General features: G+C 67.9%; 20 protein-coding genes and 1 pseudogene. 12 read left to right on the top strand and 9 right to left on the bottom strand.

What is annotated here, in order from left to right; translation table 11 throughout:
- The 3 genes and pseudogenes from ACCD06_RS24015 to ACCD06_RS24025 form a co-directional block, all read right to left on the bottom strand.
- A pseudogene (locus ACCD06_RS24015) lies at positions 1 to 354 on the bottom strand (glutamine--fructose-6-phosphate aminotransferase); the annotation flags it as partial.
- A 52-nt stretch (positions 355 to 406) separates the two neighbouring features.
- Positions 407 to 1,759, bottom strand: a complete 1,353-nt coding sequence (gene glmU / locus ACCD06_RS24020; RefSeq protein ID WP_109156727.1) for a bifunctional UDP-N-acetylglucosamine diphosphorylase/glucosamine-1-phosphate N-acetyltransferase GlmU — start codon at positions 1,757 to 1,759, stop codon at positions 407 to 409.
- Between the two features lie 83 nt (positions 1,760 to 1,842).
- Complete coding sequence (locus ACCD06_RS24025) at positions 1,843 to 2,481, bottom strand: tyrosine-type recombinase/integrase (RefSeq protein WP_413344817.1); 639 nt, start codon at positions 2,479 to 2,481, stop codon at positions 1,843 to 1,845.
- A 337-nt stretch (positions 2,482 to 2,818) separates the two neighbouring features.
- Between ACCD06_RS24025 and ACCD06_RS24030 the strand changes: the two genes are divergently transcribed.
- The 3 genes from ACCD06_RS24030 to ACCD06_RS24040 all read left to right on the top strand — a co-directional run bounded on the left by ACCD06_RS24030 (position 2,819) and on the right by ACCD06_RS24040 (position 8,622).
- A complete protein-coding gene (locus ACCD06_RS24030; RefSeq protein ID WP_158282077.1) occupies positions 2,819 to 5,365 on the top strand; it encodes an EAL domain-containing protein in 2,547 nt (848 codons plus the stop codon).
- A 240-nt stretch (positions 5,366 to 5,605) separates the two neighbouring features.
- Positions 5,606 to 6,745, top strand: coding sequence for a GGDEF domain-containing protein (locus ACCD06_RS24035; protein ID WP_109156725.1), 1,140 nt, complete (start codon positions 5,606 to 5,608; stop codon positions 6,743 to 6,745).
- A 176-nt stretch (positions 6,746 to 6,921) separates the two neighbouring features.
- Entirely contained in the window at positions 6,922 to 8,622 is a 1,701-nt protein-coding gene (locus ACCD06_RS24040) for an ELWxxDGT repeat protein (protein ID WP_158282076.1), read from the top strand.
- A 36-nt stretch (positions 8,623 to 8,658) separates the two neighbouring features.
- Here the strand turns inward: ACCD06_RS24040 and ACCD06_RS24045 are convergent, their stop codons facing one another.
- From ACCD06_RS24045 to fliG, 6 genes are all read right to left on the bottom strand, one after another.
- Positions 8,659 to 9,720 (bottom strand): biotin-dependent carboxyltransferase family protein, encoded by a 1,062-nt coding sequence (locus tag ACCD06_RS24045; protein ID WP_413344100.1) that lies wholly within the window; start codon positions 9,718 to 9,720, stop codon positions 8,659 to 8,661.
- Positions 9,717 to 10,451: a 5-oxoprolinase subunit PxpB gene (pxpB, locus tag ACCD06_RS24050; protein ID WP_413344102.1), complete on the bottom strand. Its 735-nt coding sequence runs from the start codon at positions 10,449 to 10,451 to the stop codon at positions 9,717 to 9,719. The genes ACCD06_RS24045 and pxpB overlap by 4 nt, the downstream gene beginning before the upstream one ends.
- The gene (locus ACCD06_RS24055) at positions 10,448 to 11,749 is read right to left on the bottom strand and encodes a TRAP transporter large permease (RefSeq protein ID WP_109156723.1); all 1,302 of its coding nucleotides are present in this window, start codon (positions 11,747 to 11,749) and stop codon (positions 10,448 to 10,450) included. The genes pxpB and ACCD06_RS24055 overlap by 4 nt, the downstream gene beginning before the upstream one ends.
- A 3-nt stretch (positions 11,750 to 11,752) precedes the next feature.
- Positions 11,753 to 12,262: a TRAP transporter small permease gene (locus tag ACCD06_RS24060; RefSeq protein ID WP_109156722.1), complete on the bottom strand. Its 510-nt coding sequence runs from the start codon at positions 12,260 to 12,262 to the stop codon at positions 11,753 to 11,755.
- Between the two features lie 101 nt (positions 12,263 to 12,363).
- The gene (locus ACCD06_RS24065; protein WP_109156721.1) at positions 12,364 to 13,377 is read right to left on the bottom strand and encodes a TRAP transporter substrate-binding protein; all 1,014 of its coding nucleotides are present in this window, start codon (positions 13,375 to 13,377) and stop codon (positions 12,364 to 12,366) included.
- Between the two features lie 225 nt (positions 13,378 to 13,602).
- Entirely contained in the window at positions 13,603 to 14,625 is a 1,023-nt protein-coding gene (gene fliG, locus ACCD06_RS24070; RefSeq protein WP_085084489.1) for a flagellar motor switch protein FliG, read from the bottom strand.
- Between the two features lie 171 nt (positions 14,626 to 14,796).
- Here fliG and ACCD06_RS24075 point away from each other — a divergent pair, with 171 nt between their 5' ends.
- The 9 genes from ACCD06_RS24075 (at position 14,797) to ACCD06_RS24115 (ending at position 24,800) form a co-directional block, all read left to right on the top strand.
- Positions 14,797 to 15,498 (top strand): MORN repeat-containing protein, encoded by a 702-nt coding sequence (locus tag ACCD06_RS24075; protein WP_109156720.1) that lies wholly within the window; start codon positions 14,797 to 14,799, stop codon positions 15,496 to 15,498.
- Positions 15,499 to 15,653: 155 nt separating this feature from the next.
- Positions 15,654 to 16,547, top strand: a complete 894-nt coding sequence (locus ACCD06_RS24080; protein WP_109156719.1) for a MurR/RpiR family transcriptional regulator — start codon at positions 15,654 to 15,656, stop codon at positions 16,545 to 16,547.
- A 41-nt stretch (positions 16,548 to 16,588) separates the two neighbouring features.
- Entirely contained in the window at positions 16,589 to 17,434 is an 846-nt protein-coding gene (locus ACCD06_RS24085; RefSeq protein WP_109156718.1) for a D-amino acid aminotransferase, read from the top strand.
- The gene (locus ACCD06_RS24090) at positions 17,431 to 19,341 is read left to right on the top strand and encodes an ABC transporter ATP-binding protein (RefSeq protein WP_109156717.1); all 1,911 of its coding nucleotides are present in this window, start codon (positions 17,431 to 17,433) and stop codon (positions 19,339 to 19,341) included. Before ACCD06_RS24085 ends, ACCD06_RS24090 begins: the two co-directional genes overlap by 4 nt.
- Positions 19,342 to 19,364: 23 nt before the next feature.
- Positions 19,365 to 20,897, top strand: coding sequence for a glutathione ABC transporter substrate-binding protein (locus tag ACCD06_RS24095; RefSeq protein ID WP_109156716.1), 1,533 nt, complete (start codon positions 19,365 to 19,367; stop codon positions 20,895 to 20,897).
- A 214-nt stretch (positions 20,898 to 21,111) separates the two neighbouring features.
- Positions 21,112 to 22,032 (top strand): glutathione ABC transporter permease GsiC, encoded by a 921-nt coding sequence (gene gsiC / locus ACCD06_RS24100; protein ID WP_109156715.1) that lies wholly within the window; start codon positions 21,112 to 21,114, stop codon positions 22,030 to 22,032.
- The gene (locus ACCD06_RS24105; protein WP_109156714.1) at positions 22,029 to 22,916 is read left to right on the top strand and encodes an ABC transporter permease subunit; all 888 of its coding nucleotides are present in this window, start codon (positions 22,029 to 22,031) and stop codon (positions 22,914 to 22,916) included. Before gsiC ends, ACCD06_RS24105 begins: the two co-directional genes overlap by 4 nt.
- Positions 22,891 to 23,970: a P1 family peptidase gene (locus tag ACCD06_RS24110; protein WP_109156713.1), complete on the top strand. Its 1,080-nt coding sequence runs from the start codon at positions 22,891 to 22,893 to the stop codon at positions 23,968 to 23,970. Before ACCD06_RS24105 ends, ACCD06_RS24110 begins: the two co-directional genes overlap by 26 nt.
- Positions 23,967 to 24,800, top strand: coding sequence for a M55 family metallopeptidase (locus ACCD06_RS24115; RefSeq protein WP_109156712.1), 834 nt, complete (start codon positions 23,967 to 23,969; stop codon positions 24,798 to 24,800). The genes ACCD06_RS24110 and ACCD06_RS24115 overlap by 4 nt, the downstream gene beginning before the upstream one ends.
- Position 24,801: the final 1 nt, after the last annotated feature.

Consider the following 24,801-nt stretch of genomic DNA (forward strand, 5'->3'; position numbering starts at 1 on the left):
GAAGACATAGCCGTGGCCGGTCAGCTCGTCCTTCAGCTCCTGATAGTTCTCGATGATGCCGTTGTGGACGACGGCGACGCGCTTGGTGGCGTGCGGATGGGCGTTGTTTTCCGTCGGCCCGCCATGGGTGGCCCAGCGGGTGTGGCCGATGCCGACCGTGCCGGACAGCGGCTGGTCGCGCAGCTTCATGTCCAGGTTGGCCAGCTTGCCCTCGGCGCGGCGGCGCTCGATGTGGCCGTTCACCAGGGTGGCGACGCCCGCGCTGTCATAGCCGCGGTATTCCAGCCGGCGCAGGCCTTCCACCAGCCGGGGGGACGCGTCGTGAATGCCGTTGATGCCGATGATGCCGCACATGGACCTGATGCTCCTGAATAGATGCCGACCGGAGAGAAGACCCGAACCGACCTTACGCCTTTTTCGCTTTCTCGTTTTGCTTCCGTTCGCGGAAGCGCTTTGCCCAGCCGGCGTACAGCTTCTGGCTGCCGCGGGCGACCGCCAGGGCGTCGGCCTCCACCGCCATCGTCACCACGCTGCCGGCGCCGACGATGGCGCCGTCGCCGATGACGACCGGGGCGACCAGCGCACTGTTGGAGCCGATGAAGGCCCCGGCTCCGATGTCCGTCCGGCTCTTGGTGAAACCGTCGTAGTTGCAGGTGATGGTGCCGGCGCCGATGTTGGCCTTGGCGCCAACGCGGGCGTCGCCGATGTAAGTCAGGTGGTTGGCCTTGGCCCCGGCTTCGATCACCGCGTTCTTCACCTCGACGAAGTTGCCGATGTGGACGTCCGGGCCGATCTCCGCACCCGGACGCAGACGGGCGTAGGGGCCGATGACGGCGCCGCTGTCGATGCGCACGCCTTCCAGATGGCAGTAGGGCTTGATCTCCACCCGGTCGCCGACCGTCACGCCGGCGCCGAAGAAGCAGCCGGGACCGACCACCACGTCGCGGCCGAGCCTGGTGTCGACGCTGAGGAAGGTGCTGTCGGGATCGATCAGGGTGGCGCCGTTGTCCATCGCGGCCTTGCGCAGGCGGCGCTGCAGCAGCTTCTCCACCTCCGCCAGCTCGGCGCGGGAGTTGACGCCGACGACCTCGGCCGGGGCGGCCTCCACCACGGCGCAGGCCATGCCGGCGCGCCGCGCGATCTGGACGACATCGGTCAGGTAATATTCGGACTTGGCGTTGTCGTTGCCGACGCTGCCGATCAGGTCGAACATGCGGGCGCCGTCGAACGCCATCAGGCCGGCGTTGCACAGGGTGACCGCGCGCTCCTCCTCGCTGGCGTCGAGATATTCGACGATCTTCTCCAGCCCGCCGCGGGCGTTCAGGATCAGCCGGCCATAGGCGCCGGGATCGTCGGGGCGCATGCCCAGCACCACCACCGCCGGGTCGCTCGCCTGCCGGCGCGCCTGCACCAGCGCGCGCAGCGTGTCCGGCGTGACCAGCGGCGTGTCGCCGTACAGGACGATGACGTCGCCGGTGAAGCCCTCCAGCAGGCCGAAGGCGGCGCGCACGGCGTCGGCGGTGCCGCGCTGCTCATGCTGGACAGCAGTGGGGTAGGGGGCGACGGCGGCGGCCACGCTGTCCATGCCGGGGCCGACCACGACCACCACATGGTCGGGGTCGAGCGTCTTCACCGCGGCCAGCACATGCCCGACCATCGGCCGGCCGGCAACCCGGTGCAGCACCTTGGGCAGATCGGATTTCATGCGCGTGCCCTTGCCGGCGGCGAGGATCACGCAGGCGAGCGGACGATGGGCCATGGTGGTGTTCCTGGTCGAGCCTTGTGTGGAGGGGGAAACCGGTCGCAAATGGCGTCGTACTTGAGCCGGGAAAGGTTAAGACATCACTGCCGGAAAGGACGACGCTTCTTCCGGAGTGGGCGCCGCACCATCGGCAATTCCGAGAGTGGTGTGCCACAGCACGCCGGGGAAGCCCAAGTCAACTTTTGTTTCAATCTGCAATAAATAAATGTTTCCAACGGGTTGCCTGCCCAATTTTTCTGCGTTTCCCGCCGGTGATCTTTCAGCTTCGCGATGGCGGCGTTCGCCCTTTGTCGCCGGTCCGCCCGACGTGTGTAGATTTCGCGATTTTTCAGTGACATGTGCCCGGTGATGGCCGCGATCTCCAGAGCCGAACAGCCGGTCTGTGCCGGCAGCGAGGCAGAGGATTTCCGCAAGCCATGGAAAACGTAACCCTTCACCTCCGGATGAGCTTTGATTGCCAAACATAGGGCGTTGGAAAATCCTATTCTGTTCCAGGGCTGTCCGGAGGCGGGGTTGATCAGTATTGTTACGGAGGTAGCGTTTCTCTTCCACTCCGTCAACTCGACCTTTAGGTCCGCGTGACACGGTACCCACAGCCGGCTACCGGTCTTTTCCTGGGTAACCTGGATCGCAGGGCCGTCATAATCATCCCACCGCATCCTGATGAGGTCCGATGACCTCCGGCCGGTGTAGAGCGCCAGAACCATGGCCCGGCGCATAGGCTCCTTGACGTGGGCGAAGGCGAAACCGCCCGCCCGGTCCAGCTGCCGGATCGCTTTTTCAATTGCGGTTTGTCTGTATCGACGAAAATCGACGAAAGACTGGCGGGACTCCGGCCATGGGCTGCTCGGCGTAAACAAAAGATTGGTGTGCTTGCGTTGCGAGCTGTTCTCATAAGCGGAAAATTAACGGAGGCCGGGGTAGAATAATTGCAATGTCGGGAATTTGGTAACCGCTGCGATGATCTCCGCCCGCCCTCCAGGAAACTTCGATAACACCACGGGTGATGCCCGTCGCCTTAACGTGGCCGGCCTGCTTTTTGTCGCCATGGTTGTGATGACCATTGCGTTCGTGCTGTTTATGGCGCTGGAGACGGCACGTCGGATCGATATGGCCACGGCGGAGCGGACGAAGGGCGAGATCGCCGACGCGGTCGCGGACCTCGGCGCCGCGATGGGAAAGAAGGCCGAGGAATACAGCCTGTGGAACGACGCCGTCGACCATCTGGTCGTCGGTTACGACCCCGTCTGGGCCAACGCCAATGTCGGCCCCTATGCGGAGCGGCTGTGGGGGCTCGACCGCTCCTATGCCTGGAATGGCCGTGACGGGCTGATCTATGCGTCGAAGGACGGCGCCCTGCGCGATGACATGGACGCGGCGACCAGCGAGGCCGCCGATCTGCGGCCGGTTCTGGTGGCGGCGCGCGCCTTCGGAAAGCCGGTCAGCGGCATCGTCCATATCGGGCAGATCCCCTTCGTCTTCGGCGCGCGGGTGATCGAGTACGAATACGGGCACGATCCCCTGCCGCCGAATCCCGAACTGCCGGTCCAGGTCTTCCTGACCAGGCTCGACTCGGAGCTGGCGAAACTCGCAAGCTCGCGCCGGATCGCCGATCTGCGCGTGGCCGCGGCCGACGGACCTGCTCTGATGGATGTCGTCAGCCTGCCGCTGGAGAGCATCGCCGGACAGCGGTTCGGCGTGCTGACCTGGACGCCGGAGCAGCCCGGCCATACCCTTGTCCGCGAGACGGCGCCCTATGCCGGCGGCTTCGCCCTGGCGCTGCTGGCCCTGCTGTTCCTGTTTCAGCGCGTGCTGCAACGGTTGAAGCGGCAGGAGCCGCTGCGCCTCAGCGAGGCCCGGCTGGCCCAGGCGCAGCGGGTCGCAAAGCTGGCCTACACCGTCCATCTGCCCAACGACCTGCTGGAGGTCTCGGCCAATTTCCGCGAACTGGTCGGCGTGGACCCGAATGGCCTGAACCCGACCGGCTCGGGCGGCGGGGCCGAACGGCTCACCGTCGGGCAGCTTCTGGACCGGGTGGTGCCGGAACAGCGGCCGGACGTGCAGGACGCCTATCGCCGGGCGTGGGCCGAGAACGCGCGGTTCGACATCGAATACCGCGTCGCCCGGCCCGGCGGCGACCATCTGGACCTTCAGGAGGTCGGGGAACCCTTCCATGATGCCGGCGGCCTCGTGCTGGGGCTGATCACCGCCATCCAGGACGTCACCTCGCGCCGCCGGGCGGAGGAGACGATCCGCCATCAGGCCAATTACGATGCACTGACCGGGCTGCCCAACCGGCCGCTGTTCTATGACAGGCTGCGACAGGCGCTGCGGCGGGCGGCGCGCGACCGGACCTGCATGGCGCTGCTGTTCATCGACCTGAACCGCTTCAAATGGGTCAACGACACGTTGGGCCACCAGACCGGCGACGTGCTTCTGCGCGAGGCGGCGCACCGGATGGCGGCTTGCGTCCGCGGGTCGGAGACCATCGCCCGGATCGGCGGCGACGAGTTCACCGTCATCCTGTCGCAGGTCGGCGACCGGGCGGAGGCGGAGACGGTGGCCCGCCGCCTGCTCGAATGCCTGGGCGAACCCTTCCACATCGCCGGCCAGACCCTGCACATCTCGGCCAGCATCGGCGTCACCTTCGCGCCGGAACAGGGGACCGACCCCGAACTGCTGGTGAAGAACGCCGATGTCGCCATGTATCAGGCCAAGCGGCAGGGGACGGCCAACTGGACCTTCTACGATCCGGCGATGGACGCCGACGCGCTCGACCATTTGCAGATGGAGAACCTGCTGCACGACGCGGTGGCCAAGGGCCAGCTGGCGCTGTTCCTCCAGCCGGTGGTGGAGGTCGGCAGCGGCCTGCTGGCCGGCGCGCAGGCGGAGGTGCGCTGGAACCACCCCGACCGCGGCCTGCTGCTCCCCACCGACTTCCTGCATCTGGCCGAGGCGAACGGGCTGATCCTGCAGATCGGCGCATGGCTTCTCGATGCCGGCTGCCGGCAACTGGCGGGCTGGCGCGACCGTGGCGCCGCCGGGCTGCGGCTGACCGTGCCGGTGTCCACCCTGCAGCTCAAGCATTCCGGCTTCGGCGATCAGGTCACCGGCTGCCTCGCCCGTCATGGCGCGTTGCCGGACCGGCTGATCCTGGAACTGCCGGAGGCCGCCATGCTGGCGCCGTCGGCGGAGATGACGCGGACCATGCAGTCGCTCAGGACGCTGGGCGTCACCTTCTCCGTCGGCGGCTTCGGCACCGGCTATGCGTCGCTCGGCCATCTGAGGCGGCTTCCGGTGGAATTCCTGAAGATCGACCAGGGCATCCTGCTGGACATGATCCGCAATCCCGCCAACCAGGAGACGGTGCGCGCCATCGTGGCACTGGCCCGCAGCATGAACCTGACGGTGATCGCCGAAGGGGTCGAGACGGGAGAGCTGCAGCTCCTGGCCGAAGAGGTCCGCTGCGGCTTCGCGCAGGGGGCGTTCCTCGGTCGGCCCATTCCGGCAGAAGCGTTCAATCCGGCGTTCGGCCCGGTGGCGGCGGCTTCCGCGGGCGGGAGAGGCGAGTCGCTGTGTCCTGTCGGTGATGAGGAGAGCTGACGAGCCGCGATCGGCCTGCTTTTCGCGCAATACGCATCACTCCGTCGGGCGTCTTCGGCTTATCGGCGGGGAGGCGGTGCCCGAAAACCGGTTCCGGTCCGGCACGTCCCGGACAATGCGCCGCATTTGCGGCAAACCCTCTGCATCGCACTAGGATGTCCGCACTAAGCATATTAGAATATTTACACGAAGATGGATGCCTGAAGGTCGGCAACCCGGCGGTTCGTAGGGGAGCGGCAGGTGGAGGAACCCAGCGCCACGACGACGATCGCAACGGCACTCGCGGGCGGTGTCGGGCTGCTGGCGCTGGTGACGCTCGTTTACGGGACGATCCTGTATCGGATGGAGGAACGGCCCCGGGTCCGGCAGCTTTGCCTGGGGCTGCTGTTCGGCATCGGCGGGGTGGCCGCCATGCTGCAATCGGTTCCCGTCTCCCCCGGCGTTTTTCTGGACGTGAAGGCGGTGCCGGTCGCGCTGGCCGCTCCCTTCGGTGGACCGCTGGCCGCCGTGCTCGCCGCCGGGATCGTGTCGGCGGTCCGCATCGCGATCGGCGGCGCCGGGACGCTTCCGGGGGTGATCGGGATCCTGGTGGCCGGTTCCGTCGGTCTGCTGCTCCGGCGGCTGGTGCCGGATGCGGAGTGGCGAAACACCAGACCGCTGCTCATCCTCGGCCCGGTTGCGTCCTTCCACCCCCTCAGCATCTTCGTGCTGCCGTGGGAGGTCGCGCTGCCGGTCTTCATCGAAGGTGGGATTCCCGTCGCCCTGTTCACGATGGCGGGCATCCTGCTGCTCGGCACAATGCTGGCGCGTGAACGCCGCCGCGTCGACACCGAGCATGTGCTGCGCAACGCGGCACTGAGCGATCCGCTGACCGGACTGGCCAACCGCCGGGCCTTCTTCGCTTTCATCGACCGGGCCGTGGCCAGCGCGCTGCGCCACGACACGCCGGTGTCGCTCCTGATGCTCGACATCGACCATTTCAAGGACGTCAACGACAGCCGCGGGCACGATGCCGGCGACGCCGTGCTGGTGGCGCTCAGCCGTCTGCTCCAGTGCAGCGTGCGGCAGAGCGATCTCGTCGCCCGTTTCGGCGGCGAGGAGTTCGCCATCCTGCTGCCCAATGCGCCGGGCGATGGAGCCTTCCAACTCGCCGAACGCCTGCGCTGCGCCGTCCGCGACATGAGCATTCCGCAAGACGGCACGATCCTGCATGTGACCGTCAGCATCGGCCTGTCGACCCTGACCCCCGACATCGGCCGGGCCGACGCCATGATCAAGGCGGCCGACATGGCGCTCTACCGCGCCAAGCAGGGCGGCCGGGACCGGGTCTGCCGCCATCGCGAAAGCGGCGTGAGGGAGCCGGCGCCGGCCGCGGAGTGAAGCATCCGCCGTACTTTCTTTCGGACGATGGTGGGATGTCCCCGGCCGAACCGGGGTAGCGGCGCGGAGCGATGGATCACTGGCTGCGTGCACATGCGGAATACACATATGAGAGCCGTATAATATAGACACCCTGCCGATGCCATCCGCGTCGGCACCATTGGGAGGGTGCGGTCATGGCGTGGGATCAGGCGCAGAATCACGGCGTGTCCGGTCGGCGGATCACGGGCGGCCCGCATCGCGATCTTCTGTTCGGCGGCAGCGGCGACGACACCATCACCGGCAATCGCGGCAACGACTACATGGAAGGCGACGGCGGCAGTGACCGCTTCGTCCTCAAGCCCGGTGACGGGTGGGACTGCATCGGCGATTTCCAGGGCGGTGCGGGCGGCGACCTGCTGGACCTGCAGGGCTGGGGCGGCATCGGCAGCCTGGAGGATGTGCTGGCCCATTCCCATCAGGATCGCGACGGGCTGGTCCTCGATTTCGGGCCACGCGACGGGGTCAAGCTGATGGGGCTGACACGGGACGACCTGAGCGCCGACAATCTGCTGCTCAAGACCAGCCATGTCAGGGCCGATGCCGTCTTCGCGGCCGTGGACACCGGTCATGGCGATGAGCTGTGGGGAACCGACGGCCACCGGACTTTCCTTCTGCGGGACATCGCTCCGGGTACGGCCTCGTCGGACCCGCGGGACTTGGTCCGGTTGGGTAAGCGTGTGTATTTCAGCGCGGATGACGGGGTGCATGGCCGCGAAGTGTGGACGACCGACGGAACACCGGGCGGGACCCGCATGGTGGCCGACATCAATCCGGGGGCGACGGGCTCGTCGCCGACGGCGCTGACCGTTGCGGACGGCAAGCTGTTCTTCCGGGCCGACGACGGCCAGCATGGGTCGGAATTGTGGGTCAGCAACGGCACCGCCGCCGGGACGCACATGGTCAAGGATATCGGCGCCAACTCGGCCGGTTCCTCTCCGGGCAATCTGACGGCGGTGGGGGACGAGCTGTTCTTCTCCGCCACCGACAGCGATCACGGCATCGCGCTGTGGCGCTCCGATGGAACGGCGGCTGGAACGGTGCTGGTGAAGGACTTCTATCCCGGAGCGGTCGATCCGCCGATCCCGGTCCCGTTGCCGATTTTTCCCAACCATTTCACGGCGGTCGACGATCGGCTGTTCCTGACGGCGTGGGATGGCACCGGCTCCTACAGCCAGTTGTGGGTGACCGACGGGACGGAGGAGGGCACGGTCAAGCTGCGCGAAGGTCTCGGTGAGAATGTGAGGATCGGGCGCACGGTGTCTCTGGTCGCCGCGGGAGATACGCTGTTCTTCAACAGTGGCAATGATCTGTGGAAGAGCGACGGTACGCCGACGGGCACGGTCCTGGTCAAGCCGTTCCCAACGTCTGGCCTTTCCGGTCCCAACCAGTTCCTTGCCGTCGGCGACGAGGTCGTCTTCAACGCCCGCACCGAGCAGAGCGGCTACGAACTCTGGATCTCGGACGGGACGGAGCAGGGAACGCACATGGTCAAGGACATCGCGCCCGGCAGCGCCAGCGCCGCCATCGGAAACCTGACCGTCGCCGATCACAGGCTTTTCTTCACCGCGGATGACGGCGTGCATGGCAACGCACTGTGGAGAACCAACGGCACCGAGGCCGGCACGCGGATGGTCACCGACAAGGCCCACCGCACCAGCTGGACGCAGCCCACCAGCGTGGATGCGGTCGGCGACCAGCTGTATTTCAGCGCGACGGACTCCACCCAGGCCGGAGCCCTGTTCCGCATGGATGTGGACAGTGGCGTGGTGAGGGAACTCGCCGGTTCGCAGACCTTCACCCTGCCCAGCGGCGGCTTGCAGATCGTCGGTGTCTGACCCGTTTCCGGCGGGTGCCCATCACAGCAGGGGGCGTCACAGCAGGGGAATGTCGCTGCCGCCGTTCACGATGTCGACGGTGCCGGAGATCAGGTTCTCGGCATAGAGCGCCTCCAGGTCGATGCCGCCGGTGGGGCGCACCGGGCGGATGGCTCGGATCCAGCCGGCGATCGCCTGTTCCTGGCGGCGGCGGATCGCTTCGGCCTCCTCCACCGTCACCGCCTGGAAGGACAGGCTGTCGCCGGGGCGCAGGCGGCCGGCGCGGGGCAGGTCGGCGGAGATCACCGTGGCGATCTTGGCATAGCCGCCGGCCGTCTGGTGGTCGTTCAGCAGCAGGATCGGCTGGCCGTTGCCCGGCACCTGAATGGAGCCGGTGACCAGCCCGTCGGACGGAATGTCGGCGCTTCCCCGATGCGCCAGCGCCGGCCCCTCCAGCCGCAGTCCCATGCGGTCGGCCTGTTTGCCGACGCGGTAGGTCGCCGACAGGAAGATCTCCACCGCGGCTTCGGTGAAGCGATCCTCCTGCGGCCCCAAAACGGCCCGCAGCGGGCCGGCGCCATAATCGGGCGGCTGCGGCAATTCGACATCGGAACCGTCAGGGGCGCTGTCGCAGACCAGTGGCAACCGCTCGCCCTCGGCCAGCGGCCGTCCGCCGAGCGGACCGATGCCGGCGCGCACATAGGTGGACAGGCTGCCCATCACCGGCGCCAGCGCGAAGCCGCCGGCCACCGCCACATAGGCGACGGAAGTGCCGTCCACCGCGCCCAGCCGCAGAACGTCGTCCTGCCGCAGGGTGTGGCTGCGGTGCGGGGCGAGCGGCTGCGGGGCATCTCCCTCGCGCTCCAGCGTCAAGGCCAGAGGTCCGACGGCGGCGATGCGGACGGTGGGCGCATCCACCCGCAGGGCAGGGCCGAGCAGGGCAATCTCCAGCCCGGCGGTTCCCTGGGGATTCCCGACCAGCGCATTGGCCAGCCGCAGCGCCACCGGGTCGAGCGCCCCGGCCACCGGTATGCCCAGCTCCTGGAAGCCGAAGCGGCCCAAATCCTGGATCGTCGCGAACAGGCCCTGCCGAACCACCGTGAGACAGGCGGCCATCATGCGGCCCTCAGGCTGGCCGGGTCGAAGCGGCCGGCGCTTGCCGCCCCGGCGATGGCGTCGAACGCCGCGCGATCCACCGCGTCGAAGCGCACCCGGTCGCCGGCCGCCAGCAGCACCGGGTCGGGCCGGGTGCCGTCATAGAGCGGCACCGGGCAGCGGCCGATCAGGTGCCAGCCGCCGGGGCTCTCCCACGGATAAACGGTGGTCAGCCGTCCGGCGATGGCGACGGAGCCGGCCGGCACCCGCACCCGCGGCTCCGTCCGGCGCGGCCGGTCCAGTTCGGCCGGCAGATCGCCCATGTAGCCGAAGCCCGGCATGAAGCCCAGCATGTAGACGAAATACTCGACCGAGCCGTGCAACTCCGCCACCCGCTCCGCCGTCAGGCCCAGCGTGTCGCACAGCTCCGCCAGATCGGGGCCGAGGTCGGGGTCGTAGCAGACCGGCAGGCGCCACAGCCGTCCCTCCGCCGGGGCGGCGTCGCTGCCGGCCAGCGCCGCCTCGACCGCCGCCTGCATCTCGCGGCGGCTGGAGGTGACGGGATCATAGACCACCAGCAGCGAGCGGAAGGTCGGCACCGTTTCCACCAGTCCCGGCGGCGGGGCGGCCTTCAGCCGGGCGTGCAGGGCCATGACGCGGGCGTTGGTCGCCCGGTCGATGGTCTCGCCGAACTCGACGTTGAAGGCGGTGTCGCCGGCGCTGGTGAAGCGGACCTCCACGCTGTCGCTCCTCACCCGATCATTTTCGACGGCAGCCAGGTGACCAGCCCGGGGAACACCCACAGGAGGACCACCATCACCACCATCAGCAGGAAGAAGGGCATGCTGGCCTTGCCGATGGTGAAGATGTCCTTGCCGGTCATCGCCTGCAGCACGAACAGGTTGAAGCCCACCGGCGGGGTGATCTGCGCCATCTCCACCACGATGATGATGTAGATGCCGAACCACAGAAGGTCGATCCCCGCCTGCTGCACCATCGGCAGGATCACCGAAGTGGTCAGCACCACCATCGAGATGCCGTCGAGGAAGCAGCCCATCACGACGAAGAAGGCGGTCAGCGCCACCAGCAGCGCCGCCGGCGACAGCTGCATGGTGGTGATCCACTCCGCCAGCAGGCGCGGGATGCCGGTATAGCCCATCGCCACCGTCAGGAAGGCCGCGCCGGCCAGGATGAAGCCGATCATGCAGGAGGTGTGGGCGGCGCCGAACAGGCTGTCGCGGAAGGTCGTCCAGTTCAGCGTGCCGGTCACCAGCGCCAGCACCAGCGAGCCCAGCACGCCGATGCCCGCCGCCTCCGTCGGGGTGGCGATGCCGACATAGATGGAGCCCAGCACCGCCGCGATCAGCAGCATGACCGGGATCAGCGCGCCGGTGTCACGGATCTTTTCGGCGAAGCTCTGCGAGGCCTCCGGTGGCGGCACCCGGCCGGGGTTCAGCAGAGACCAGCCGCCGACATACAGCATGAACAGCCCGGTCAGCACGATGCCGGGAATGACGCCGGCGATGAACAGCCGGGCGATCGACACGTCGGCGGCCACGCCATAGACGATCATGATGATCGACGGCGGGATCAGCAGCCCCAGCGTGCCGGCCCCCGCCAGCGATCCCAAGGTCATCATCGGGTCGTAGCCGCGCCGGTTCAGCTCCGGAATGGTCATGCGGCCGATGGTGGCGGCGGTGGCGGCGGACGAGCCGGACACCGCGGCGAAGATTGAGCAGCCGATGATGTTCACATGCATCAGCCGCCCGGGCAGCCAGCCGGTCCAGGGCGCCAGACCCTTGAACATGTCGGACGAGATGCGGGTGCGGAACAGGATCTCGCCCATCCAGATGAACAAGGGCAGGGCGGTCAGCGTCCAGGAGGTGCTTGCGCCCCACACGTTGGTCGCCATCACCATGCCGACCGGCCTTGCGGTGAACAGCGCCATGGCGACGAAGCCGACGCCGGCCAGCGCCAGCGCCACCCAGACGCCGGCCCCCAGCATCAGGAACATCGTCACCACGACGACGATGGATGCGGTCGTCTCGTCCATCGCTCAGCCCTCGCTCTGCATGCCGGCATGCTGGTAGGAGGCGTCGCGCCCCTGCAGCACGGCCAGCAGGTCGTCGATCAGGGCGATGACCAGCACCACCAGACCCGCCGCCATCAGCGCCTGCGGGATCCACAGCGGGATCGGCAGCACGCCCTGGCTGAGGTCGCCGAAATCGTAGGAATCATAGGTCATGCGCACCCAGTACCAGGCGAAATAGGCGCTGAGCGCGGTGGCGAAGCCCAGGCACAGCAGCTCCATGACGCGGCGGGCGGTGCCGTTCAGCCGCTCCACCAGCACGCCGACGCGGATATGGGCGCCGCGGCGCAGCGCCGGCCCCAGCATGAGGAAGAAGGACGCGGCCATGCAATAGCCCGCCAGCTCGTCGGCGCCCGGCACCATGCGGTCGAACAGGCGGCTCGCCACCTGGGTCACGATCAGGACGGCGATGGCGGCGAGCGAAACCGCGCCCAGGATCTCGGCGGTTCGGTAAAGAATGGACAGTGCGGTGCGCATGGCGCAACCACCTCCTGCGGTCGGTCGTGACGAAGGGGCGTCAGGAATGGAGAGGCCCGGCCGGCCGCCCACGCTGCTGGCGGCCGGCCGAACTCAACACCTTACTTGCGATAGGCCGCGATGATGGCCTCGCCGTCGGCGCCGGCCGACTTGATCCATTCCTCGGTCATCGTCTTGCCGATGGCGGACAGGCCTTCCTTCAGCTTGTCCGACGGTGGCAGAACCTTCATGCCGTTGTCCGACATGGTCTTGTTCAGCTCGGCCGTCTTCTTCTCCCACTCGGCCCAGCCCTTGGCCTCGGCCTTCGCCGCGGCCTCCTGGATCGCCTTCTGGGTGTTGGCGTCCAGACCCTTCCAGACTTCGGAATTGACGAACACCATGTTGCGCGGCAGCCAGGCCTGGACGTCGTAATAGACCTTCACGAAGTCCCAGGCCTTGGTGTCGACGCCGGTGGCGGCCGAGGTGATCATCGCGGTGACGATGCCGGTGCCGAAGGCCTGCGCGACCTCCGCCGCCTCGATCTTCACCGGAATGGCGCCGGACAGCTCGGCGATGCGGGTGGTGGCCGGGTTGTAGGCGCGGAACTTCTGGCCCTTCAGCCCTTCGACCGACTGGATCTCGTCCTTCACATACAGGCCCTGCGGCGGCCACGGGATCGAATAGAGCAGCTTCAGGCGCTGGCGCTCCAGCTTCTTCTCCAGAAAGGGCTTGGAGACGTCGTACAGCTTGTGCGCGGCCTTGAAGTCGGTGGCGAGGAAGGGCACGGAATCGAGACCGTAGAGCGGATCCTCGTTCGCCCAGGAGCTGATCAGCACCTCGCCCAGCTGGGCCTGACCGGACTGGACCGCGCGCTTGATCTCCGGATGGCGGATCAGCGAGCCGTTGGTGTGGACGGTGATGCTGATCTTGCCGTTGGTGGCCGCCTTCACGTCGTCGGCGAACTGCTTCACCACCACGGTGTGCAGGTTCGTGTCCGGATAGGGGGTCGGCATGTCCCAGGTCTCGGCCGCGGCGGCCAGCGGCCCGGCGGCGACGACGCCGAGGCCGAGCAGGCTGGCGACCACCGGACCGGCGATCCGGCGGGTGAGACGGGATTGCAGCGTGTCAGCGGTCATGATGTTCGGAAGCTCCCTGTTGTTGGCCGATGCGGCACCCGCCGGCCTTATGGCCGGTCGGACGGGAGCGGAAGCCGCATCACCGGCCCGGCCGCCCCCCTGATCCCGCCCTGCTTCGGACTCCAAAGGTTCACCGTTCCGGACCTTCCGTCAAACCTCCTGTGAGGAATGCGGGAAAAAAAGTCAGCGCTGCCCGCCGCTTATTGGCTGCAACGCATCCGCCGGTCAGTAGATCAGCTCGTTCTCGCCGCTGCCTTCGGCCAGGACCAGCTCGCCGCGGGCGGCAAGGTCCTTCGCCAGCTGCACCATGTACATCTGCGCCTCGTCCACGTCGCGGACACGCACCGGACCCATGGCCGCCATATCCTCGCGCAGGATCTTGGCGGCGCGCTCGGACATGTTGGAGAAGAACAGATCCTTCAGCGACTCCGACGCGCCCTTCAATGCGGTTCCCAGCTTCTGCTTGTCGACCGTGCGCAGCATCGTCTGGACGCCGGTGGGGTCGAGCTTCGACAGATCCTCGAAGGTGAACATCAGCGACTTGATGCGCTCGGCGCTGTCGCGGTTGCGCTCCTCCAGGGCGGCCATGAAGCGGTGCTCGGTGGTGCGGTCCAGGCCGTTGAAGATCTCCGCCAGCATCTCGTGGCTGTCGCGGCGGCTGGTGCGGGCGAGGTTGGTCATGAACTCCGTGCGCAGGGTGCGCTCGACGTCGTCCAGGACCTCCTTCTGCACCGCCTCCATGCGCAGCATGCGCATGATGACTTCCATGGCGAAGCTTTCCGGCAGCTGGGCCAGGACGCGGCCGGCATGGTCGGAGCGGATCTTGGACAGCACGACGGCGACGGTCTGCGGATACTCGTTCTTCAGATAGTTGGACAGCACCGACTCGTTCACGTTGGTCAGCTTGTCCCACATGGTGCGGCCGGCCGGACCACGGATGTCCTCCATGATCTGGTCGACCTTGTCCTTCGGCAGGGTCTTCAGCAGCAGCCGTTCGGTCGAATCGAAGGAGCCGACCACAGTGCCGCTCGACGACATCTGCTCGGCGAACTCGACGAACAGGCGCTCGATCAGGTTGGCCGACACCGTGCCCAGGTTCGCCATCACCTGGGACAGTTCCTTGATCTCCTCGTCGTCCATCAGCGAGAACAGCTTGGACGAATGCTCCTCGCCCAATGCCAGCATCATGATGGCGGCCTTTTCCGGGCCGGTGAGGGTCCGGTAGTCCTCACGAACCTTCTGAGCCATTGCTACCCTTCATGATGCGCGATTCCGACAATGCGCGATGATTGCGGCAAACATCGTTAACAAACGATAAGGAAGGCGCTGGGGACGTTGCGAAAGGGCGGGGCCGGAACCGAATCCGGGTGGGGCGGTTGGTGGGGGCAGCCCCAACCTCCCGCGCGAAAGGTGGCCTCCATGCCCGCCCGTGCCGCCCTTCTGCTGCCCTGCCTCGGGGCCGTCCTGTCGGCGATCCTGCCGGCCTCCGCCCTGGCGGAACTTGCGGTGACGGTTCAGGGGGCCGACTGCCAGGTCTGGGACCAGTATCCCGACCGGCGCAAGACCATCCGCTGGTCCGGGGCCTGCCCGAACGGCTGGGCGAGCGGTCCCGGCGTGCTGAGCTGGTCCTACGACGGCCGCTATGACGGGCAGGTGGAGGGCACGCTGGTCGACGGGCGGCTGGAAGGGCAGGCGCGCGTCACTTGGCGCGATGGACGCCGCCTCGACGGGAATTTCCGCGACGGTCTGGTCTCGGGGCAGGCGACCCATGTCTGGCCCGACGGGCGCGTCTATGAGGGGGAGTGGAAGGACGACCGCCGCACCGGCTTCGGCACGCTCACCTTCCCCAGCGGGAACAAATATGTCGGCCGGTTCCACCGCAACCGCCCGACCGGGCCGGGCGAGTTCGTCACGGCGGACGGCCACCGCTATCGGGCGCGGATCGACGCCGGCGGCAAGGTCAGTGCCGGCGCCCCGCTGGACCGCCCGCCGCAATCGGCGGAGGCCTCGTCGGCCGCGGAGCCCGACGCCGTTTCGGCTCCGGTCCGAGCGGGCCGGCCGCAGAAGCTGGAGGAGTGGCTGAACCAGCCGGATCATCTCCTTCGCGACAGCTCCCGCTAGGGGGCAATCCCCCTCTCCCCGGGGGAGAGGGGATCCTCACCCGGACCCACGCCCACCGCATACGCCACTATGTGAAAATGGATTTACAGAAATATGCCGATCCTGTAACTCTATCGACATAGAGGCCGCGCTGACGCTGCGAAGGGGATCGGGGGATGGTGTCGCCCATTCAGACGGGATCGCTGCTGATCCGCATGCAGAACTGCCAGCAGCAGCTTCCGGCGGCGCTCGCCAAGGTCGGGGCCTGGGCGCTGGCCTATCCCTTCCGCACCGCGACGCTGAAGATCGGCGAGCTGGCGGCGGCGGCGGAGGTCTCGGTGGCGTCGGTCAACCGCTATGCCCGCTTTCTCGGCTATGACGGCTTTCCGGAATTCCGCGAGGATCTGCTGCGCGCCTTCGAATCCACCTTCGCGCCGGTGGAGAAGCTGCGCGTCGCGGTGCAGCGCGACACCTCGAATGCCGAGATCATGCGGGAATCGCTGGCCAGCGACGCCGGCAACATCACCCGTACCATGGATCTGCTCCAGCCCGAACAGTGCGAGGCCGCCATCCGCCTGATCCGCGAGGCCGGCCGCGTCGTGGCTCTGGGCCTGGGCGACAGCGCCTATCTCGCCCTGTTCCTGGCCGACGTGCTGGAGCCCTATGTCGACAATGTCCACGAAGCGATCGAGTTCGCGGGCACCGAGCGCACCATCCGCCGGCTGATGACGATGAAGCCCGGCGATCTGGTGATCGCGATCACCTCGCCACGCTATTCGCGCCGGACCATCGAGCATCTGCAGATGTGCCGGGAGCACGGGGCGAAGGCCATCGCGCTGACCGACGCGCCGGACAGCCCGATCGTGCCGCTGGCCGACGTCACCCTGCTGGCCGGGGCCGACCATGGCGTGCGCCACAGCTCCCCAACGGGGCTGATGGCGCTGATCGTGGCGCTGGGCACCGCGCTGTCGCGCTCCGGTCCCGACAGCGTCCATCAGGCCGCCGACATGGCCGAACGCATCCTGCCCTACCTGCACGTCGTGCCGAAAAGCAAGCAGCCGACGGATTGAGCCGGGCTTTCCCTTCCACGCGACAAAGAAGCCGAAAAGCGATGACGATCTCCTATTGGAACGGGCGTTACCTGCCGCTGGACGAGGTCCATGTGTCGCCGCTGGACCGCGGTTTCCTGTTCGCCGACGGCCTCTATGAGGTGACCGCCGCCTACAATGGCCGCCTGTTCGAGCCGGAGGCGCACATCGCCCGCCTGCAGCGCGGCCTGTCCGAACTGCGCATCGACTGCGCCCTGTCGGCCGGCGATTGGCTGGGCATCATGGAGCGGCTGGCGGCGGAGTCCGGCATCGACGGCGACCTGACGGTCTACCTGCAGGTCACCCGCGGCGCAGCATCCAGCCGCGGCCATGCCTTCCCGGCCGGCGTCACCCCGTCGGTCTTCGGCATGGCCAGCCCGCTGAAGCGTCCGCCCGCGGCGTGGCGCGACCAGGGCGTCGCCGCCATCACCATCCCCGACATCCGCTGGGGGCGTTGCGACCTGAAGACGGTGGCGCTGCTCGGCAGCGTGCTGGCGCAGCAGGCGGCGACCGACGCCGGGGTGGTCGATGCGCTGCAACTGCGCGACGGGATGGTGACCGAGGGCGCCGCCACCAACATCTTCGTGGTGAAGGACGGCGTCATCGCCACCCCGATCAACGACACCCGCATCCTGGAGGGCATCACCCGCACCGTCATTCTGCGGCTGGCCGCCGAGGCCGGCCTGCGGCTGGAGGAGCGCGACATCCCGGCGGCGGAGCTTGAGACCGCCGACGAAATCTGGATCGCCAGCACCACCAAGGAAATCACTCCGGTCACCAGCCTGAACGGCAAGCCGGTCGGCAGCGGCGCGCCGGGCATGGTCTGGCGCCGCCTGTTCGCGCTGTTCGCCGAAAGGCTCGGCCGATGAGTGTCGCCGCAGCCGTGAAAGCGGTCGACACCGCGCCGGCCCTGCTGTCGGTCGAGGGGCTGAGCGTCGCCTTCGACGGCGAGCATGGTCCCGTGCGTGTGGTCGACGATGTCAGCTTCACCGTGGCGCCGGGCGAGACGGTCGCCATCGTCGGCGAGTCCGGCTCCGGCAAGTCGGTGACCTCGCTGTCGCTGATGCGGCTGGTCGATTATGCCGGCGGACGCATCGTCGGCGGGCGCATCCGCTTCAAGGGCCGCGACGGGCGCGAGCGCGATCTGGCCTCCCCGCCGGCCGAGGCGCTGACCGACATGCGCGGCAACGACATCGCCATGGTCTTCCAGGAGCCGATGACGTCGCTGAACCCGGTCTTCACCATCGGCGACCAGATTGCCGAGGCGGTGATGCTGCACCAGCGTCTCGACCGCAAGGCGGCGCGGGCGGAAGCCCTGCGCATGCTGGAGAAGGTGCGCATTCCCGAACCGGCCCGGCTGCTCGACCGCCACCCGCACCAGCTCTCCGGCGGCATGCGCCAGCGCGTGATGATCGCCATGGCGCTGTCCTGCCGCCCGTCGCTGCTGATCGCCGACGAGCCGACCACGGCGCTGGACGTCACCATCCAGGCGCAGATCCTGCGGCTGATCCGCCTGTTGCAGGACGAGATGGGGATGGGCGTCATCTTCATCACCCACGACATGGGCGTTGTGGCGGAGGTGGCCGACCGCGTCGTCGTGATGTGGCGTGGCCGCAAGGTGGAGGAGGGGCCTGTCGAGCGCATCTTCCAGGCGCCGCAGCACCCCTACACCAAGGCGCTGCTGTCCGCGGTGCCGAAGCTGGGCGCCTTGCGCGGCCAGGATCTGCCGATCCGCTTTCCCCTGCTCGTGGTGGACGACGCCAAGGCCGATGCGCCTCCGCCGGCCCCGCCGGTGCAGGACACCGTGCGCGCCGCCGACGCGCCGCTCTTGGAGGTGCGCGACCTCACCACCCGCTTCGACGTGCGCAAGGGCATCTTCGGCTCGCTGAAGGCCCGCGTCCATGCGGTGGAGAAGGTCAGCTTCGCCGTCCGTCCGGGCGAGACGCTGGCGCTGGTCGGCGAGTCCGGCTGCGGCAAGTCGACCACCGGCCGCACCATCATGGGGCTGCAATCGGCCACCTCCGGCACCATCCGTTTCGACGGCGTCGACACCGCCACGCTGGATTCCAACGGTCAGGCGAAGCTGAAGGAAAAGATCCAATACATCTTCCAGGATCCCTTCGCCTCGCTGAACCCGCGCATGACCGTCGGCTTCAGTGTCGCCGAGCCGATGCTGGTCCACGACTATGCGCCGGCCGCCAAGCCGGGCATGTCGCGCCGCCGCGCCATCGAGGAGCGGGTGGCGGAGCTGCTGACCCAGGTCGGCCTCAAGCCGGAGCATGCGCGCCGCTATCCGCACGAATTCTCCGGCGGCCAGCGCCAGCGCATCTGCATCGCCCGCGCCATCGCCTGCGATCCCAAGCTGATCATCGCCGACGAGGCGGTGGCGGCGCTCGACGTGTCGATTCAGGCGCAGATCGTCAATCTGCTGATGGAACTGCAGGCCAAGCGCGGCCTGTCCTACCTGTTCATCAGCCACGACATGGCGGTGGTGGAGCGGGTCAGCCACCGCGTCGCGGTGATGTATCTCGGCCAGATCGTCGAACTGGGCCCCCGCCGCGCCGTGTTCGAGAATCCGCAGCATCCCTACACCCGCCGTCTGATGGCGGCGGTGCCGATCGCCGACCCCAGCCGCCGCACCCGCGACCTGCGGCTGCTGACCGGGGAGATCCCGAGCCCGATCCGCAACCTCGGCGACGAGCCGCTGGTCCAGCCACTGGTGCCGGTCGGCGACGACCATTTCGTCGCGCGCCACGCCGTTGGCGGCGATTTCTGAACCAAAAAACAGGGAGTTCTCACGTGAAGCGTTTCGCTCTTCCCCTGCTGGCCGGCCTGCTCGCCGGCACCGCGCTGGCCGGTCCGGCCTTCGCCGCCAAGGATTTGGTCGTCGGCATCCCCGACAACATCACCACGCTGGACCCGGCCGACATCAACGACACCCTGTCGCAGTCGGCCAGCCGCACGATGATGCAGGGCCTGTTCGGCTTCGACAAGGACATGAAGCTGGTGCCGCTGCTGGCGGAAAGCTTCACGGTCAACGACACCGCCACCGAATACACCTACCACCTGCGCAAGGGCGTCACCTTCCATGACGGTTCGCCCTTCAATGCCCAGGCGGTGAAGACCAACTTCGACCGCCTGTCCAACCCGGCCAACCGGCTGAAGCGCCAGAGCCTGCTGGCGATGCTGGCCGAGACGGTGGTGGTCGACGACTACACCGTCACGCTGAAGCTGTCGCAGCCCTTCGGCGCGCTGAACAACAACCTCGCCCATCCCGGCGCCATGATCCACAGCCCGAAGGCGCTGGAGACCTATGGCAAGGAGATCGGCCGCCATCCGGTCGGCACCGGCCCCTACAAGTTCGTCAGCTGGGAAGCGGACACGCTGAAGGTCGAGAAGAACGACAAGTACTGGAAGCAGGGTCTGCCGAAGATCGACCACGTCACGCTGAAGAGCGTGCCGGAGAACGGCAGCCGCATCGCCATGCTCCAGACCAACGAGGCGCAGTTCATCTATCCGCTGCCGCCCGAAATGGTGAAGATGGTGGAAGCCAACACCCAGCTGGAGGTCATCGACGCCCCGTCGATCATCGCCCGCTATGTGGCGATGAACACCATGAAGAAGCCGTTCAACGACCCGCGCGTCCGTCAGGCGCTGAACTACGCCATCGACAAGAACGCCTACGCGAAGGTGGTCTATCGCGGCTATGCCGGCCCGCTGGATTCGGCGATCCCGTCCAAGCTGGGCTTCCATGTCACCCAGCCGAACCAGTACACCTACGACCTCGCCAAGGCGAAGGCTCTGCTGGCCGAAGCCGGCTATCCGAACGGCTTCGAGGCCGAGATGTTCGGCCGCAACAGCACCAACTTCATCCGCGGCATGCAGTTCGTCCAGCAGCAGCTGTCGCAGATCGGTGTCAAGCTGACCGTCACCCCGCTGGAAGCCGGCGTCGAGACCGCCCGCGTCTGGGGCGTCGAGAAGCCGGAGGATGCCACGGTGCAGATGCAGTATGGCGGCTGGTCGGCCTCGACCGGCGACGCCGACTGGGGCCTGCGTCCGCTGCTGTGGGGCAAGGGCTTCCCGCCGAAGTTCTTCAACGTCGCATATTATAAGAACGACACGGTCGATGCGGCCATCGAGACCGGCATCGGCACCGCCGATACCGCCAAGCGCGCCGAGGCCTATCGCGTCGCCCAGGAACAGATCTGGAAGGACGCGCCGTGGATCTTCCTCGGCGTCGAGAACCTGCTGGCCGGCAAGTCGAAGAAGCTGACCGGCTTCTACTACGTCGCCGACGGCGGTCTGCAGATGGAAGAGGCCGATCTGCAGTGAGTTTAAATGCCCTCTCTCCCCCGGGGAGAGGGAGGGGACCCGCCGCGTAGCGGTGGGGAGGGTGAGGGGGCCGGCGCGCTCGCGCGCCGCGAAGGGCATACTGCCCCTTCGCCATCCCCTGGCACGGGCTAAGGCCCGTGCTGCCCCTCACCCTAACCCTCTCCCCAGGGGGGAGAGGGAATTTCTTCTCGGCCTCCACCAGGACCTCTGCCCCATGCTGAAATATCTCGTCGGCCGTCTCGCCGGCATCCTGCCGGTTCTGCTGGTGATTTCCGTCTTCGTCTTCGGCTTCGTCCATCTGCTGCCGGGCGATCCCGCGCGGCTGGTCGCCGGGCCGGATGCGACGCAGCGGGACGTCGAACTGGTGCGCCAGGATCTCGGCCTCGATAAGCCGCTGTGGGTGCAGTATGGCCGCTTCCTCGGCAATGCGGTGCAGGGCGAGTTCGGGCGGTCGATGAAGTCCAAGCGGCCGGTGTCGCAGGAGATCGGCGAACGCTTCATGCCGACCCTCTATCTCACCGTCGTCGCGATGATCTGGGCGACGCTGGCCGGGCTGCTGATCGGCGTCGCGTCGGCGACCAAGCGCGGGCGCTGGCAGGACCATGTCGGCATGGTGGTGGCGGTGTCGGGCATCGCCTTCCCGTCCTTCTGGCTCGGCCTGCTGATGATCGACCTGTTCTCGGTCAAGCTCGGCTGGCTGCCGACCAGCGGTTATGGCACGTGGCAGCATTTCGTCATGCCGTCGCTGACGCTCGGCCTCGGCGTCGCCGCTGTGATGGCGCGCTTCACCCGCTCCGCCTTCATCGAGATCGCGCGCGAGGATTACGTCCGCACCGCGCGGGCCAAGGGCGTGCCGGCCCGGCTGGTGGTGTGGAAGCACACGTTGCGCAATGCGCTGATCCCGATCATCACCATGGTCGGCCTGCAGTTCGGCTTCCTGCTCGGCGGGTCGATCGTGGTGGAGACGGTGTTCTCCTGGCCGGGGCTGGGCCGGCTGCTGGTGGATAGCGTCAACTACCGCGACTACACCGTCATCCAGGCCGAGATCCTGCTGTTCTCGTTGGAGTTCATCATCATCAACCTGCTGGTCGACGTGCTGTACGCCCTCGCCAACCCCGAGATTCGCTACTCATGACCACGACAGACGCAACCGGCGTGGCCGCCGCAACTCATGAAGCCGTCCGTTCGCCGCTGCGCGAGTTCTGGCGCAAGTTCCGGCGCAACCGCACCGCCATGGCGGCCGGCATCTGTCTGCTGGCGCTGGCACTGGCCGCGGCGGCGGCGCCCTGGATCGCGCCGTTCGATCCGGCGGCCTTCGATTACGACCGCATCCTGGAAGGCCCGTCCATCGATCATTGGGCCGGCACCGACGCCTATGGCCGCGACATCTTCAGCCGCATCCTGTGGGGGGCGCGCATCTCGCTGTCGGTCGGGCTGCTGTCGGTGCTGCTGGGCGGGGCGGCCGGCGTCGCGCTTGGGCTGATCGCCGGCTTCCGCGGCGGCTGGATCGACAGCCTCATCATGCGCATCTGCGACGTGCTGCTGGCCTTCCCCGGCATCCTGCTCGCCATCGGCATCGTCGCCATCCTGGGGCCGGGTATCGAGAACGTCATCTATGCGGTGGCGATCTTCAGCGTGCCGGTCTTCGCCCGCCTCGTGCGCGGCAGCACGCTGTCGCTGAAGCGCGCGGTCTATGTCGACGCCGCCCGCGCCATCGGCGTGCGCGACCGGCTGCTGATGGTCCGCCACATCCTGCCGGGCACGTTGCCCAGCGTGATCGTCTATGTCTCCATGCGCATCGGCACCTCGATCCTGACGGCGGCGAGCCTGAGCTTCATTGGGCTCGGTGCCCAGCCGCCCAGCCCGGAATGGGGCGCCATGCTGGCCGACGGGCGCAGCTACATCGGCGTCGCCAGCCACGTCACCTTCTATCCCGGCCTCGCCATTTTTCTTACGGTGCTGGCCTTCAACCTGCTCGGCGACGGACTGCGCGATGCCCTCGACCCCAAACTGCGCTGACCGCAAGGGCAGGGCGCGGGCCTTTGGGCTGGCCTGCGGCCGGCTGACGCCGGGGCCGCGCAATGCCATCACCGACGTTCCGGGCGTGCGCGTCGGCCATGTCACGCTGGATGAGGGCGCCATCCAGACCGGTGTCACCGCCATCCTGCCCCATGCCGGCAACCTCTACCGCGACAAGCCGGTCGCGGCGGTCGACGTGCTGAACGGCTTCGGCAAGAGCGTCGGGCTGATGCAGGTGGAGGAACTCGGCGCGCTGGAAACGCCGATCCTGCTGACCAACACCCTGTCGGTCGGCACCGCGTCCACCGCGCTGGTCCGCCACGCCATCGCCGCCAATCCCGACATCGGCCGCACCACCGCCACCGTCAATCCGCTGGTGATGGAGTGCAACGACGGCCCACTGAACGACATCCAGGCGCTTGCGGTGACGGAGGCGCACGCCGCTGCCGCGCTCGCCGCCGCGCTGTCCGAGCCGGACGGGGCGGAGGTTGCGGTCGGGTCGGTCGGCGCCGGGCGCGGCATGTCCTGCTTCGGCTTCAAGGGCGGCATCGGCACCTCCTCGCGCCGCCTCAAGCTGGACGGCAAGCGCCATCACCTTGGCGTCCTGGTGCTGGCGAATTTCGGCCGGCCGGGGGAGCTGCGGCTGCCCGACGGCCGCCGCGTCGCTCCACCGGCGAAGGACGATGCGCCGGAGAAGGGCTCCGTCATCGTCATCGCCGCCACCGACGTTCCGCTCGACCACCGCCAGCTGCGCCGGGTGATCCGCCGCGCCGGAGTCGGACTGGCGCGGGTGGGGTCCTTCTGGGGCCATGGCAGCGGCGACATCGCGCTGGGCTTCACCACCGCCAACCGCATCGACCATGACGAGCGGGCCGACATCGTTGGCCTGCGCATGCTGAACGAACGCCGCATCGACAGCCTGTTCGAGGCGATGGCCGACGCGACGCAGGAGGCCGTTCTCGACGCGCTGGCCGCCGCCACGCCGGTGGTGGGCCGCGGCGGCGCCACCCGGCCCTGCCTGTCTGACCTGTTGACCTCCGGGAGCACGCCGTGAAGATCTACATCTCCGCCGACATCGAAGGGGTGGCCGGCGTCGTCTCCCAGCAGCAGGTGACGCAGGGCAACCCCGAGTACGAGCGCGCCCGCCGCCTGATGACCGCCGAGGTCAACGCCGCAATTGAAGGCGCGCTGGCTGGCGGGGCGAGCGAAATCCTGGTCAACGACAGCCACGGCCCGATGGTCAACCTGCTGCCGGACGAGCTGCACCCCGCCGCCGAGCTGATCCTCGGCCGGCCCAAGCCCATCGGCATGTTCGCCGGGCTGGAGCCGGACAGCGCCGGGGTGATGTGCGTCGGCTTCCACACCTCGGCGCGCCAATACGGCATCCTCGCCCACACCACCAACAGCTTCGCCTTCGGTCGAGTCCGGGTGAATGGGCTGGAGTTGGGGGAGGCTGGCAATTACGGCGCCTATGCCGGCGAGATCGGCGTGCCGGTGATCCTGCTGAGCGGCGACGACCGCTTCGCCGCCGAGATGGAACCGCTGTTCCCGGCGTCCGAGCGCGTGGTGGTCAAGCAGGCGCTCGGCCAGCGCGCCGCCCGCTCCGTGGCGCCGTCCGTCGCCCGCGACCGCATCCGCGCGGCGGCAACCCGCGCCGTGCGCGGGGCCGCGACCATCCCGCCCTTCCGCGTCCCGCCCCAGGACGAAGGCGCGCCCTATCGGTTGGAGATCGAGATGAACAGCCCGGCGCTGGCCGATCTGGCGTCGCTGATCCCGGTGTCCGAGCGCCTCGACCCCATCACCGTCCGCCTGCCGGCCGCCAGCATGGCCGCTGCGTTGGGCTGGATCAACACCCTGTCGGCCATGTCGGCCACCCTGCGCTGAG

This window comes from Azospirillum sp. CT11-132, from assembly GCF_047302835.1.
In the GTDB taxonomy this organism is placed as follows: domain Bacteria; phylum Pseudomonadota; class Alphaproteobacteria; order Azospirillales; family Azospirillaceae; genus Azospirillum.

Coding starts and splice junctions, on each gene's coding strand:
- glmU (WP_109156727.1), bottom strand. CDS start 1,759: ATGGCCCATCGTCCGCTCGCCTGCGTGATCCTCGCCGCCGGCAAGGGC.
- ACCD06_RS24025 (WP_413344817.1), bottom strand. CDS start 2,481: ATGCGCCGGGCCATGGTTCTGGCGCTCTACACCGGCCGGAGGTCATCG.
- ACCD06_RS24030 (WP_158282077.1), top strand. CDS start 2,819: ATGACCATTGCGTTCGTGCTGTTTATGGCGCTGGAGACGGCACGTCGG.
- ACCD06_RS24040 (WP_158282076.1), top strand. CDS start 6,922: ATGGCGTGGGATCAGGCGCAGAATCACGGCGTGTCCGGTCGGCGGATC.
- ACCD06_RS24045 (WP_413344100.1), bottom strand. CDS start 9,720: ATGATGGCCGCCTGTCTCACGGTGGTTCGGCAGGGCCTGTTCGCGACG.
- ACCD06_RS24055 (WP_109156723.1), bottom strand. CDS start 11,749: ATGGACGAGACGACCGCATCCATCGTCGTCGTGGTGACGATGTTCCTG.
- ACCD06_RS24060 (WP_109156722.1), bottom strand. CDS start 12,262: ATGCGCACCGCACTGTCCATTCTTTACCGAACCGCCGAGATCCTGGGC.
- ACCD06_RS24065 (WP_109156721.1), bottom strand. CDS start 13,377: ATGACCGCTGACACGCTGCAATCCCGTCTCACCCGCCGGATCGCCGGT.
- fliG (WP_085084489.1), bottom strand. CDS start 14,625: ATGGCTCAGAAGGTTCGTGAGGACTACCGGACCCTCACCGGCCCGGAA.
- ACCD06_RS24075 (WP_109156720.1), top strand. CDS start 14,797: ATGCCCGCCCGTGCCGCCCTTCTGCTGCCCTGCCTCGGGGCCGTCCTG.
- ACCD06_RS24080 (WP_109156719.1), top strand. CDS start 15,654: ATGGTGTCGCCCATTCAGACGGGATCGCTGCTGATCCGCATGCAGAAC.
- ACCD06_RS24085 (WP_109156718.1), top strand. CDS start 16,589: ATGACGATCTCCTATTGGAACGGGCGTTACCTGCCGCTGGACGAGGTC.
- ACCD06_RS24090 (WP_109156717.1), top strand. CDS start 17,431: ATGAGTGTCGCCGCAGCCGTGAAAGCGGTCGACACCGCGCCGGCCCTG.
- gsiC (WP_109156715.1), top strand. CDS start 21,112: ATGCTGAAATATCTCGTCGGCCGTCTCGCCGGCATCCTGCCGGTTCTG.
- ACCD06_RS24105 (WP_109156714.1), top strand. CDS start 22,029: ATGACCACGACAGACGCAACCGGCGTGGCCGCCGCAACTCATGAAGCC.
- ACCD06_RS24110 (WP_109156713.1), top strand. CDS start 22,891: ATGCCCTCGACCCCAAACTGCGCTGACCGCAAGGGCAGGGCGCGGGCC.